Here is a 12,472-nt window from a genome sequence, read left to right on the forward strand (position 1 = left end):
CAAGTATCGGCAGACGCCGGAGCAGCGGGAGACGAAGACGTGACAGATGAGTTATTCGCACCCGTCTCGCACGGCCGCACGGCCGACGAGATCGTGTTCCAGATCGAGCGCCTGATCCTCAACGGGGTATTGCGCGACGGCGAGCGGCTGCCGGGCGAGCGGGAACTGGCGCAGAAGTTCGAGATTTCACGGCCGATCCTCCGCGAGGCGCTCAAGGAGCTCGAAAACCGCGAACTGCTGGTGAGCCGGCATGGCGGCGGCACTTATGTCGCCGATGTCGTCGGCCAGATATTTTCGCGGCCGCTCGTCGAGCTCATCCGCCGCCACGGCCAGGCCGTCCGCGACTATCTGGAATACCGCCGCCAACTCGAAGGACTGACCGCCGAGCTTGCCGCAAGGCGGGCGACCGAGACGGACAAGGAACTCATCCGCCGCATCATCGAAAGGATGCGCGACGCGCACCGGGAGGGGCGGTTCGAGGAAGAACTTGCATCCGACGTGGAATTCCATAACGCCATCGGCGATGCCGCACACAACATTATCCTGATGCACACGCTCCGGGCCTGCTACCGGCTTCTCAGCGACGGGATCTTCTACAATCGCCGGGTCATCTTCACGATCGCCGGCGCCCATCACGCCGTCATGCAACAGCACGAGAATATCGCCCAGGCGATCCTGACCAGCGACCCGGCCGAGGCGCGGCACGCCGCAGAGGCGCATATCGACTTCATCTCCCGTGTGACGGACGAAGCCGTACGGGCCGGCGAATGGGACCGGATTGCGCAACTCAGGCTGACGCAGAAGAAAGCCTGATCTCCAGTTCATGTGAAATTCTGCGATTTATTGAACAGGTGTGCAATTTACCGATTGACCTTGAACGGGCCTGAGCGAGAATAACGCCAGCCTCGGCGACCCCCTCCGCGATGATTCTCGTTCAAAACGGTTGTGCTTAGCTCGTTAAGCTCCAGATAATTCCTATATTAGTAAAATAACAGCAACTCGGAGGTATCGCAAAAATTGGGGTTCATAGATCGGGTTACCAGCAATCTTCGATTGATGCTGCAGAGACCGCCGCGGCAGCAATATGCTGCGCTGTGCTACCGGATCAAAAAGAAGCAGGGACAGATCGAGATTCTCCTCGCCACCAGCCGGGATACCGGCCGCTGGGTGATCCCCAAGGGCTGGCCGATGAACGGCAAGAAGGCCCATCAGGTGGCCGAACGCGAAGCCTTCGAGGAAGTCGGCGTCAAAGGCAAGGTCGAGAAGGAGCCGCTCGGCTACTACCATTACCGCAAGACGCTGGACAACGGCCTGAAGATCCCCGTGCGGGTGCAGGTGCATGCGCTGGAAGTGGACGAATGCCTCAAGAGCTTTCCCGAAAAGGGTTCGCGGACGCTCGAATGGGTTTCCTGCGAGGAAGCGGCCCTGCGGGTCAACGAACCGGAACTCAAGATCCTCATCCTGGAGTTCGGCCAGAAAATGCAGCCGCGCACGCCGCCGCAGCCCATCAAGGCTGCGAGCTGAGCATCTTCACAATTCCGCAATATTGCCTTCGCGACCTGTTGCTATTAGGCGGTGGGCGATAATTTCTTGCGCAGGGCGCAGACGCTGGTCTGTCGATCTCGCGCCTCATTTCTCATCAAGGACGGAGATATGGGCCAAAGACGGCCGCGCCTGGCAAAGCCGACACTCGACAAGGATTTGGAAAAGTTCTCCACGGTGGAAGAAGCCGCGCGGCAGATGTCGCGCCGGCTTGCCGCACCCGGCACAGCGCTGCTTTTCATCATCTTGGTCGCCATCTTCGCGGCATCCTATGTGACGGGCAAGCCCGGCGCCGTCGTCGTCATCGCCGCATCGGGGCTTGCCGCCTACATGGCGATGAACATCGGCGCCAACGACGTGACGAACAATATCGGCGCAGCAGTCGGGGCGCGTGCCATGACCATGGCCTTCGGCCTCGGGCTTGCCGCCGTCTTCGAAGTGGCAGGAGCGGTGATAGCGGGCCGGGGCGTCGCCAACACGATCGCCAACGGCATCATGCAGAGCGGCATGATCGCCAGTCCCGACATCATGATATGGGCGATGATGGCGGCGCTGCTCTCGGCTGCCGTCCTCATCAACGTCGCGACCTGGGCCGGCGCGCCGATTTCAACCACCCATTCCATCGTCGGCGGGGTCATGGGCGCAGGGATCGCAGCCGCCGGCATCTCCGCCGTCAATTGGGGAACGATCGCCGGCATCACCGCGAGCTGGGTGTTCTCGCCGATCCTCGGGGCGGTCATCGCCGCGGGCTTCCTCTTCTTCGTCAAGGAAACCATCATCTACCGCGAGGACAAGATCGCCGCGGCCAAGAAATGGGTGCCGGTGCTGATCGGCGTCATGACCGGCGCCTTTGCCGGGTTCCTCGCGCTGATCGGGCTCGGGCAGCTTTTCGTCGTCTCGGCGCCCGTCGCAACGCTGATCGCCTTCGCAACGGGCCTGATCGCCTGGCGGGCGCTCATCCCCCTCATCGCCCGGCAGGCGGAAGGGCTTGAAAACCGCAACCAGTCGCTGCGGAAGCTCTTCCAGATTCCGCTCGTCTTTTCCGCGGCGCTGCTTTCCTTCGCACATGGCGCCAACGACGTATCCAACGCGATCGGGCCGCTTGCCGCCATCGTCTCGGCGGCACAGCAGGGCGTTTCCGCGGGCGTCCGCGTTCCGCTCTGGGAACTGGTGATCGGCGGCCTCGGCATCTCGCTCGGCCTGCTGCTCTACGGCCCGAAGCTCGTCAAGCTGGTGGGCGCGGAGATCACCAAGCTCAACCCGATGCGCGCCTATTGCGTGTCGCTTTCGACCGCGCTCACCGTCATCGTCGCCTCCTGGATCGGCCTGCCGGTCTCCTCCACCCATATTGCCGTCGGCGCCGTGTTCGGCGTCGGCTTCTTTCGCGAATGGTACACGCGCCATTCCCGCCGCCGCTTCGAATACATGCGCATACGTGCCGGCAAGGAGATCGACACGACTGAACCGTTCGAGCGCAACGACGAGGAACTCAAGCGCCGCTACCTGGTGCGGCGGTCGCATTTCCTGAGCATCATCGCGGCCTGGATGATCACGCTTCCGGCCGCTGCCGCTCTTGCGGCGCTGATCGCGATGGCTATGTTCGCGCTGTTCGTCTGAACCGGATCATACGGGGATATCCATGCGCGCCAATTTCCGCATGCAAAGGCTGTTCATCGATGCGCCGCTCGGCCCGGCTGCGCCGCACGAAGTGTCGTCCGAGCAGTTCAACTACCTCGCCAATGTGCTCCGGATGGAGGAAGGCGCCGAAATCCTCGTCTTCAACGGCCGCGAAGGCGAATGGAAGGCGAGGCTTACCTTCCCCAGCCGCAAGAAGATCGTGCTCGAAGCGGTCGAACAGACGCGGCCGCAGCCGCCGGCCTCCGATCTGCATTATCTTTTCGCACCGCTGAAAACGGGCCGGCTCGACTACCTCGTCCAGAAGGCGGTGGAAATGGGCGCGGGCCTTCTGCAACCCGTCATGACGCAGCACGTGCAGGGCAAGATCACCAGCCTGGAGCGGCTGCAGGCGAACGCGGTGGAGGCGGCCGAGCAGTGCGGCATCCTCTCGATCCCAGATGTCGTGGCGCCGAAGAAGCTCACCGACCTGCTCGACCGGTGGCCGGCGGACCGGCGCATCATCTTCTGCGACGAAGGCGACGAGGGACAGAACCCGCTGCCGATCCTTTCCGCCATCGAGGAGAGGAAACTGGCCTTGCTGGTCGGCCCCGAGGGCGGCTTCTCGGAAGAAGAGAGAAACACGCTGCGCTCACTGTCTTTCGTCACGGCGATCCCGCTCGGTCCCCGGATATTGAGGGCGGATACGGCGGCGGTCGCAGCACTCGCCGTCATCCAGTCGGCAATCGGAGACTGGCGCTGATCCGGGCGGCGCGATAGGCTTCGAATTTCTGAACGGATTTTGAAAGAAATTCACTTGCACTGCAGGGCAATCCGGTACAAGCAGCGAGCCGAACGGTCCGTTCGAGCATGACATTCCCAGCAAGGTAACTTTCATGGCCCGCGACACCACCGACCAGACACCGCTCTCCTCGGTGTCCGAGCTTTCCTCCTACCTGGAAAAGGGGGCGCGTCGACCCGAAGAATTCCTCATCGGCACGGAGCACGAGAAGTTCGCCTTCTTCCGCGCGGACCACAGCCCGGTTCCTTATTTCGGCGATGCCAGCATTTCCGCGCTCCTGAAAGGCATGCAGGCAAAGCTCGGCTGGGAGCCGATCATGGACGGGGAGAACATCATCGGGCTCGGGGAACGGTCCGGCATGGGCGCGATCTCCATCGAGCCCGGCGGCCAGTTCGAACTTTCCGGCGCGCCTGTCGAAACCATCCACGAGACCTGTCGGGAATCGAACCAGCATCTGGCGGTCCTCAAGGAGATCGCCGAGCCGATGGGCATCCGCTTCCTCGGCATCGGCGGCAGCCCGAAATGGTCTTTCGCGGAAACGCCGCGCATGCCGAAATCGCGCTACGAGATCATGACGCGCTACATGCCGAAGGTCGGCGCACAAGGCCTCGACATGATGTACCGCACCTGCACGATCCAGGTGAACCTCGACTTCTCCTCGGAAGAGGACATGGCGGCCAAAATGCGGGTCTCGATGAAGCTGCAGCCGGTCGCGACCGCGCTCTTCGCTTCCTCGCCCTTCACCGAAGGCAAGCCGAACGGTCTCCTCTCCTGGCGCGGCGACATCTGGCGCGATACGGACAACCGGCGTGCGGGCATCCTTCCCTTCGTCTTCAACCAGGACTTCGGCTTCAAGGATTACGTCGAATGGGCGCTGGACGTGCCGATGTATTTCGTCGTCCGCGACGGCAAATACCACGACTGCACGCATGTCACGTTCCGCCAGTTCATGAACGGCGCGCTGAAGGGCGAGATCAAGGACTGGGAGCCGACGATGGGCGACTGGACCAACCATCTCTCCACACTCTTCCCGGACGTGCGGCTGAAACGCTTCCTGGAAATGCGCGGCGCCGACGGCGGCCCGTGGCGGCGCATCTGTGCGCTGCCGGCCTTCTGGGTCGGCCTGCTCTACGACGACGCGGCGCTTGCCGATGCGGAGACGCTGACGAAGGACTGGACCTTCGAGGACGTGACCGCCATGCGCGATGCCGTGCCGGCGAAGGGCCTCAAGGCGGAGATCAGGGGCAAGGCGGTCTACGACGTCGCCCGCGACGTGGTGGCGATCTCGAAGGCCGGCCTCAAGGCCCGCAACCGCCTGAACCGCGACGGCCAGGACGAAAGCATCTTTCTGCAGCCGCTCGAGGAGGTGCTCGCCAAGAAGGCGACCATGGCGGAAGACATGCTGGCGCTCTATCACGGCCGCTGGAACGGTTCCGTCGAGCCGGTCTTCGAGGACTATCAGTATTGAGGTGCTGAGGCCGGTCCTGAAAAACCGGTTTCCGTCAACGACTTTCCGGATATAGTGTCCTTACGCTAGGACCGGAAAGGATTTTCCATGCTGCCGCTGTTCGACATGATGCTCAGGGCCCAGAACGGCGCAGGCATGGAGGCGATCGCCAAGCAGCTCGACCTGGCGCAGGAGCAGGCGACCCAAGCCATGGCGGCGCTGATGCCCGCCTTTTCCTCCGGGTTGAAGCGCAGCGCGACCAATCCCTACGATCTGACCGCCCTGATGAGCAGCATGTTCTCCGGCTCCTATGCCAAGTATTTCGAGGACATGACCAAGGCCTTCACGCCGCAGGGCGTGGCCGACGGCAACGCCGTTCTCGAAAAGCTGTTCGGCTCCAAGGACGTGTCCCGCGCCATCGCCCAGCAGGCGGAACAGTTCACCGGCATCGGCCAGGAAATCTTCAAGAAGATGATGCCTGCCATGGCCGACACGCTGATGGGTGGCCTCTTCAAGCAGATGACCGGGCAGATGCCCGCCGCCAACGAGGCCTTCGCCGCCTCCCCGATGGGCCAGATGACACGGCAATGGCTGGAGAGCCTCGGACTGCAGCCGAAGGCCAAGCCGCAGGCGGCCGCCAATCCGTTCGACAATCCGTTTACCCAGGCCATGCGTTCCATGTGGGGACTGGACAAGCCGGAACAGCCGCAGCCCGCGAGCGGCAATCTCTTTGCCGACAATCCGTTCGCCAAAGCCTTCCAGGACATGATGTCGGGCACCTTCTCCGGACAGCAGCCGGCGGCGGCGGCTTCCGAAAAGCCCAAGGAAAAGCCGGCATCGGAACCCAATCCCTATCGCGACATGCTGAACAGCATGTTCGACAGCGGGCTGGAAGTGCAGAAAACCTACCAGAAGAACATGGAAGCGATCTTCGACACGTTCCGCAAGGGCCCGGGCGGCAAACCCGCGCCGGACGAGGCCACGCCCGATAAATAACTCATCTTTTGCGCATGTCGTTATCCCGAAACCGGTTCCCACTTTCGGGCGACATGCGTAAAAAAAAGCCCGGCGCGGATCGACCGGGCCGGGCAAGCGGCAGGGCTATTGGCTATCACCCTGCGGGGAAAAGGGTTTCGAAAGGCTCAGCGGTTGGCGGGCCTCGCGAAGCGGTTGCGCGCCCGGTCTCGGGCGGCACGAGACAGAAGCAGCGACGGATCTTCCAGCACGCCCGAATGGTTGAGCGCCTTCACCACATCATGCCGTGTGATGCCGATATCGTTGAGCTGGCGGTCGTCGAGATCATGGAGGCGATTGGCCGCAAGACGATTGCGAAAGGCACGCCATACGGATTTCGTCCGCAACATCACGAAGGCCAGACGGCCTTCCGTGCCGCGCCTCTCGTGAACGAGGTCGAGATCGGTTCCGCATTCGGTCGTGCTCATCGGACTATCCTTTCATCAGGCACGAGTACGGCCGCCCCTTCCGCGGAGGTCCGACGGAAGGGCTGCCTTGGGAGGGCGCCCAGGGAGAGGCGCCGTGTCAGTCGTGATTTACGGATACGTTATCGCTGAAAACCTATTGATCAGTCCAACGAATGTTTCTAATGATTAGCATCAAACCCTCTGATGGATGCCCGCCATGTCCGCTCCGCTCGATATCGACCAGTTGCATACGTTCATTTCCATTGTGGACACCGGCAGTTTCACCAAGGCCGCGGACCGGGTGTTCAAGACCCAGTCGGCCGTCTCGATGCAGATGCGCCGCCTCGAAGAGCGGATCGGCAAGCAGCTCTTTGCCAAGGACGGACGCGGCAACCGGCTGACGGCCGAGGGAGAGAAGCTGCTCAACTATGCCCGCCGCATCATCCGGCTGAACAACGAGGCGATCGCCGCCTTCGACGACAACCGGCTGGAGGGCACGATCCGCATCGGCACGCCGGACGATTATGCAGACCGCTACATGCCGGAGATCATCGGCCGGTTCGCCAAGACCCATCCGAATGTCGAACTCTATATCGTTTGCGAGCCCTCGGTGAGCCTTGCGGAGAAGATGGCGCGCGGCGAACTCGACATAGCGCTCGTCACCCACAACCCGCGCCAGCGGATTTCCGACGTGGTGCGGACCGAACCGCTCTGCTGGGTGGGATCGGCCAACCATCCGCTCAGGGACGACGCGCCGGTGCCGCTCGCCGTCGGCCGGCGCGACTGCCTGTGGCGGCAGCTCGCCTGTTCGGCGCTCGACGCGGACGGGCGCGAATACCAGGTGCTGTTCACGAGCTGGTCCTCGACCGTCGTCGCAGCCGCCGTGCTCGCCGGCATGGCCGTCTCGGTGCTGCCGGAATCGGCGCTGCGCCCCGGCATGAAGGTGCTGACGGCGGCCGACGGCTTCCCGCCGCTGCCGCCGGTGCAGATCGGCCTCATGAAACGGCCCGGCCTCTCGCCCTCGCTGATGAACGCCATCACCGACCATATCACCGCCTGCCTAGACAACATCTCGCCGGCGGTCGTCCCCGACGATCTCGACGGTGAGGTGAAGCCGTTTCAGCGGCTTGTACGCGCCCGCGCGGGCTCCGTCATGCCGGGCTGGTAACCTCCTGCGAGGAAGCCGGGGCTGCCCCCGGCCTCTTCGTTTTCGGCATCGGCTGGATATCAGGACAGGTTCTTCTTGAAGAAATCCACGGTGCGGCTCCAGGCAAGATCGGCGGCCGCCTTGTCATAACGAGCCGCCGACGTGTCGTTGTTGAACGCGTGGTTGGCGCCTTCATACACGAAGATCTCGAAGGTCTTGCCGTTCTTCTCCAGCGCTTCCCGGAACGCGGGAATACCCGCATTGATACGTTCGTCGAGCCCGCCGTAATGCAGCATCAGCGGCGCCCCGATGGCCGGGACGTCCTCCGCCTTCGGCTGGGAGCCGTAATAGGCGACGCCGGCGTTGAGATTTGGCGATCTTACCGCAAAATTGTTGACGGTGCCGCCGCCCCAGCAGAAGCCGACGGCGCCGACCTTGCCGTTCGCACCGTCGATGCCGGCCAGATAGACGCGGCTCGCCTCGGCATTGGCCGCAACGTCCGCGGCGTCGAGAGACGAAAACATCTGGCGCGCCTGGTCCTCGTCGGCGGGGGTGCCGCCTTGCGGCGACAGGAAATCGACGGCCAGCGCATTGAAGCCTTCGAGCGCCATGCGCCGGGAGACATCCCTGATATGGTTGTTGAGGCCGCGGTTCTCGTGGATGACGATGACGCCGCCCAGGGGACCGGAGGCATTCTTCGGGCGCACGAGATACCCCTTCATCGTCACGCCGTTGGCGCCGGGATAGGTAACGTCTTCAGCCGTCAGCCGGTCGTCATCTGCGGGGACGATGTCCGCCTTGGCGCTATTGGCGGCAAGCATCGGCGCAATGGCCGCGGCTGCGGCGCCGGAGCCCGCAAGCTGCGTCAGCCTTTCCATGAAACGGCGGCGATCGAGGGTGAGATGGGTGTATTCGTCATAGGCGTTGATCATCGCCTGGGTGATTTTCGGGGCTTCATTGTCCATGGCGTATCCTCCTTCTCGACATGGCCGAGCAGGGAAATCTTTACTCGGAGCAGCACCGTTTGAGGATGAAACTGTAAGTGATCGGAAGCGACGGGCTACACTTGTTCGTGAGAGAAACTTGATCGCCAGCCGGCTTCCCCGCCTAGTTCAGCGCAAGCCACACTGCCAGCCAGAGCCACATCGCCATCAACGAGAAGAAACCGACGATCCAGATCGGGCGGCGATAGCGCAGCCGGTTGCTGGTGAGATGCACATAGGAATGGGCATAGCGGGACAGGACGAATATCCAGGCGAGCGCCACCGTAGCCCAGTTATCGGCGGTCGATGCGTAGAGGGCAAGGCTGCCGGCATAGAACAGGACCGGCAGCTCGAACTGGTTCTTGAGGTTGTTGTGAACCAACAGGCTTTCGGGCGGCTCCTGCAGGTTTTCACGGAAATGTCCCGCCTCGGCGCTGCCCGCCCTAACCGCCTCGGCGCGCCTCTTCGACAGCAGCCAATAGAGAAAGAAGACGAGCGCGGCATGCGCGATCATCGGCCAGAGCGTCGCGTCGGTGGAAAGCATCGGTCCTCCTGATGTTTTGCGGGAACCAATAGGGCGCTGTTCACGGACGCACAACCGTGTCCCCGCAAAAAGAAACGGCGCCGGTTGCCCGGCGCCATGTTCTTTCAAAAAGTGCCAACCGGTCAGGCGCCGGCGCCCGGATAGTTCGGGCTCTCGCGGGTGATCGTGACGTCATGGGCGTGGCTTTCGCGCAGGCCCGCTCCGGAAATGCGCACGAACGTGGCACGCTCCTGGAAATCCTTGATGCTGGCGCCGCCGACATAACCCATGGCCGCCTTCAGGCCGCCGCCGAGCTGATGCAGCACGCCGGACACCGGCCCCTTATAGGGCACCTGGCCTTCGATGCCTTCCGGCACCAGCTTCAGCGTATCGCGCACCTCAGCCTGGAAGTAGCGGTCGGCCGAGCCGCGCGCCATGGCGCCCACCGAACCCATGCCGCGATAGGATTTGAAGGAACGGCCCTGATAGAGATAGACCTCACCCGGGCTTTCGTCGGTGCCGGCAAGCAGCGAGCCGATCATCACGGCGGAAGCGCCGGCCGCGATCGCCTTCGCCATGTCGCCGGAGAACTTGATGCCGCCGTCGGCGATGATCGGGATGTTCCGGTCGCGTGCCGCATCGACGGCAGACATGATGGCGGCGAGCTGCGGCACGCCGACGCCCGCGACGATGCGGGTCGTGCAGATCGAACCGGGACCGATGCCGACCTTCACCGCATCCGCACCGGCATCGATCAATGCCTTGGTTCCGTCGGAGGTCGCGACATTGCCGGCCATGATGCGGACCGAGTTGGAAAGCTTCTTCACGCGGGTGACGGCGTCGAGCACGCGCTGCGAGTGGCCATGAGCCGTATCGACCACGAGCAGGTCGACGCCGGCTTCGATCAGCCGTTCCGCGCGCTCGTAGCCGTCGTCGCCGACGCTGATCGCTGCCGCCGCACGAAGACGCCCCTGCGCATCCTTCGAAGCGTTCGGGTTCAGCTGCGACTTCTCGATGTCCTTGACGGTGATGAGCCCGACGCAACGGCCATCGGTATCGACGACCAGCAGCTTTTCGATCCGGTGCTTGTGGAGCAGCCGCTTGGCTTCCGTCTGGTCGACGCTCTCCTTGACCGTCACGAGGTTTTCGCGGGTCATCAGCTCGTAGATGCGCTGGGTGGGATCGGAAGCGAAACGGACATCGCGGTTGGTCAGGATGCCGACCAGGCGCCCCGCCGTATGGCCGCCCGAACCGCCGTTTTCAACGACCGGGATGCCGGAAATGCCATGCGCCTTCATCAGCCCCAGCGCCTCGGCCAGCGTCGCATCCGGACCGATCGTCACGGGGTTGACGACCATGCCGCTTTCGAACTTCTTGACCTGACGGACTTCCTCGGCCTGTGCGACCGGGGTGAGATTGCGGTGGATGACGCCGATGCCGCCTGCCTGCGCCATGGCGATCGCCAGCCGGCTTTCCGTCACCGTGTCCATGGCGGCCGACAGGATCGGCAGGTTGAGGTCGATATCCTGGGCGATGGTAGTGGAGATGTTGGTCTGGCCCGGCATGACCTCGGAATGGCCGGGCTGCAGCAGCACGTCGTCAAAGGTAAGCGCGTCCGCGCCGGTTGCCGTTTCAATGATGCGTGCCATGGCCAATTTCCTTCGGTCGGAAATGCGGATCACGCTCCGGAACGAATCGTCCGCCCGAGCGATCCCGCAAGAGTTGCTTGGAAGTTGGCGAGGGCTGGTAACACGTTCATGACAGGAAGGGAATAGCAAAAACCCGGAAGTGAGACCTTCCGGGTTTGCATAGCTCGCCAGCGGGGGCATCAAATGTCGAATTGATAGCTCTTCGGCACGAAACGGTAGCCGGTCTCCTGCCTCTCGGCAAAGCCGACCGCCGGGAACGGCATGTGATAGCCGAGGAAGGCAATCCGGTCGGTGGCGATCATGTCGAAAACGCGTTTGCGGGTCGCGGCCGCCTGGGCCTTGTCCATGTCGAAGCGCACTTCCCAATCCGGGCGCTGCAGCGAGAGCACGTAGTGATTGGCCGTGTCGGCCGTCAGCACCAGGCGCCTGCCTTCCGATTCGATATTGAAGATCAGGTGACCCGGCGTGTGGCCCGGCGCCAGCATTGCCGTGATGCCCGAGACGACGTCGCCGCCATCCTGCAGGAAGGTCATCTTGTCCGCATGCGGCTTCACATTGGCGAGCACCGCCTTGTGATTGCCTTCGGCGGGCGTGCCAGCGCGGGCCGTGTCGCTCCAGAAATCGTATTCCGCCTGACCGGCGACATATCGCGCCTTCGGAAAGGTCGGCTCGCCGTCTTCCATGATGCCGCCGATATGGTCGCCATGCATATGGGTGATGACGACGATCGAGATGTCTTCCGGCATGTAGCCGGCGGCCGCGAGGCCTTCGATCAGGCGTCCGCCGCCCTGGGCGCGCGCCGCCTCGCCGAGACCGGTGTCGAAGAGAATGACATCGCTGCCGGTATCGATCAGCGTCGGCGAGAAGCTGTTGACGAACTGGTCGGAGGGAAGGAAGTTCTCGGTCAGCAGCGTGCCGACCGTTTCCGCCGATTGATTGGTGCCGAAGATTTCCCCCGGGGCGCCGGAAGGCCGGGCCGCATCCTTCACCACCAGAACCTGAAAGCCGCCGACCTTGAATTTATGGATGTCCGGCGGCGTCACGCGATTGATTTCCAACTGATTGCTCTCCTGCGCAAAGGCTTGTCCACTCAAGATGGCAGGGGCGGAGATGATACCCAGGCCGGCTGTGCCGAGCAGCGCCCGCCTGCCCACTTCAAAAGACGTCATGATCATAGCTCCCTCTGTTCCGTCACCAAATCCGCCTCGCGAATCCGATACCCGGGGGAACATAACCGCCATATATCACAGGGAAATCCGATCTCACGCAGACGTGACACAAAACGGAAAAAGGTGACATTCTGCAATTGGCAGACGGCATCAAGAGGTTTACAGGAAAGCCGTT

At 62.9% G+C, this 12,472-nt stretch carries 12 protein-coding genes; 7 read left to right on the forward strand and 5 right to left on the reverse strand.

Features of this window, described 5'->3' with window-relative positions; translation table 11 throughout:
- Window positions 1-39 precede the first annotated feature (39 nt).
- From QTA58_RS04400 to QTA58_RS04425, 6 genes are all read left to right on the forward strand, one after another.
- The gene (locus QTA58_RS04400; RefSeq protein WP_289671867.1) at window positions 40-813 is read left to right on the forward strand and encodes a FadR/GntR family transcriptional regulator; all 774 of its coding nucleotides are present in this window, start codon (window positions 40-42) and stop codon (window positions 811-813) included.
- Window positions 814-1,017: 204 nt separating this feature from the next.
- Entirely contained in the window at window positions 1,018-1,524 is a 507-nt protein-coding gene (locus QTA58_RS04405) for an NUDIX hydrolase (RefSeq protein WP_143531610.1), read from the forward strand.
- A 129-nt stretch (window positions 1,525-1,653) separates the two neighbouring features.
- A complete protein-coding gene (locus tag QTA58_RS04410; protein ID WP_289671868.1) occupies window positions 1,654-3,159 on the forward strand; it encodes an inorganic phosphate transporter in 1,506 nt (501 codons plus the stop codon).
- Window positions 3,160-3,181: 22 nt separating this feature from the next.
- Entirely contained in the window at window positions 3,182-3,919 is a 738-nt protein-coding gene (locus QTA58_RS04415) for a 16S rRNA (uracil(1498)-N(3))-methyltransferase (RefSeq protein WP_289671869.1), read from the forward strand.
- Between the two features lie 133 nt (window positions 3,920-4,052).
- The gene (locus QTA58_RS04420; protein WP_289671870.1) at window positions 4,053-5,426 is read left to right on the forward strand and encodes a glutamate--cysteine ligase; all 1,374 of its coding nucleotides are present in this window, start codon (window positions 4,053-4,055) and stop codon (window positions 5,424-5,426) included.
- Window positions 5,427-5,513: 87 nt separating this feature from the next.
- Window positions 5,514-6,401: a DUF937 domain-containing protein gene (locus tag QTA58_RS04425; protein WP_289671871.1), complete on the forward strand. Its 888-nt coding sequence runs from the start codon at window positions 5,514-5,516 to the stop codon at window positions 6,399-6,401.
- A gap of 146 nt (window positions 6,402-6,547) precedes the next feature.
- Here the strand turns inward: QTA58_RS04425 and QTA58_RS04430 are convergent, their stop codons facing one another.
- On the reverse strand, window positions 6,548-6,847 hold the full coding sequence (locus tag QTA58_RS04430; protein WP_085422423.1) for a DUF1127 domain-containing protein: 300 nt from the start codon (window positions 6,845-6,847) through the stop codon (window positions 6,548-6,550).
- A gap of 196 nt (window positions 6,848-7,043) precedes the next feature.
- On the opposite strand from QTA58_RS04430, the gene QTA58_RS04435 reads away from it, so the two are divergent.
- Window positions 7,044-7,994, forward strand: coding sequence for a LysR substrate-binding domain-containing protein (locus QTA58_RS04435; protein WP_085422422.1), 951 nt, complete (start codon window positions 7,044-7,046; stop codon window positions 7,992-7,994).
- Between the two features lie 59 nt (window positions 7,995-8,053).
- Here QTA58_RS04435 and QTA58_RS04440 read toward each other — a convergent pair whose 3' ends face one another.
- The 4 genes from QTA58_RS04440 to QTA58_RS04455 all read right to left on the reverse strand — a co-directional run bounded on the left by QTA58_RS04440 (window position 8,054) and on the right by QTA58_RS04455 (window position 12,297).
- Complete coding sequence (locus tag QTA58_RS04440; protein ID WP_289671872.1) at window positions 8,054-8,938, reverse strand: dienelactone hydrolase family protein; 885 nt, start codon at window positions 8,936-8,938, stop codon at window positions 8,054-8,056.
- Between the two features lie 142 nt (window positions 8,939-9,080).
- Window positions 9,081-9,500 (reverse strand): MAPEG family protein, encoded by a 420-nt coding sequence (locus QTA58_RS04445; protein ID WP_289671874.1) that lies wholly within the window; start codon window positions 9,498-9,500, stop codon window positions 9,081-9,083.
- A gap of 122 nt (window positions 9,501-9,622) precedes the next feature.
- Window positions 9,623-11,128, reverse strand: a complete 1,506-nt coding sequence (gene guaB / locus QTA58_RS04450; protein ID WP_085422419.1) for an IMP dehydrogenase — start codon at window positions 11,126-11,128, stop codon at window positions 9,623-9,625.
- Between the two features lie 179 nt (window positions 11,129-11,307).
- Entirely contained in the window at window positions 11,308-12,297 is a 990-nt protein-coding gene (locus tag QTA58_RS04455; protein WP_289671875.1) for an MBL fold metallo-hydrolase, read from the reverse strand.
- Window positions 12,298-12,472: the final 175 nt, after the last annotated feature.

This window comes from Neorhizobium sp. CSC1952 (assembly GCF_030378245.1).
Lineage (GTDB): Bacteria > Pseudomonadota > Alphaproteobacteria > Rhizobiales > Rhizobiaceae > Neorhizobium > Neorhizobium oryzae_A.

Bases quoted from the DNA above. Each gene is read 5' to 3' on its own strand.
- QTA58_RS04445 (WP_289671874.1), bottom strand. From the start codon at position 9,500: ATGCTTTCCACCGACGCGACGCTCTGGCCGATGATCGCGCATGCCGCG.
- QTA58_RS04440 (WP_289671872.1), bottom strand. From the start codon at position 8,938: ATGGACAATGAAGCCCCGAAAATCACCCAGGCGATGATCAACGCCTAT.
- QTA58_RS04430 (WP_085422423.1), bottom strand. From the start codon at position 6,847: ATGAGCACGACCGAATGCGGAACCGATCTCGACCTCGTTCACGAGAGG.
- QTA58_RS04415 (WP_289671869.1), top strand. From the start codon at position 3,182: ATGCGCGCCAATTTCCGCATGCAAAGGCTGTTCATCGATGCGCCGCTC.
- QTA58_RS04455 (WP_289671875.1), bottom strand. From the start codon at position 12,297: ATGACGTCTTTTGAAGTGGGCAGGCGGGCGCTGCTCGGCACAGCCGGC.
- QTA58_RS04420 (WP_289671870.1), top strand. From the start codon at position 4,053: ATGGCCCGCGACACCACCGACCAGACACCGCTCTCCTCGGTGTCCGAG.
- QTA58_RS04435 (WP_085422422.1), top strand. From the start codon at position 7,044: ATGTCCGCTCCGCTCGATATCGACCAGTTGCATACGTTCATTTCCATT.
- guaB (WP_085422419.1), bottom strand. From the start codon at position 11,128: ATGGCACGCATCATTGAAACGGCAACCGGCGCGGACGCGCTTACCTTT.
- QTA58_RS04410 (WP_289671868.1), top strand. From the start codon at position 1,654: ATGGGCCAAAGACGGCCGCGCCTGGCAAAGCCGACACTCGACAAGGAT.
- QTA58_RS04425 (WP_289671871.1), top strand. From the start codon at position 5,514: ATGCTGCCGCTGTTCGACATGATGCTCAGGGCCCAGAACGGCGCAGGC.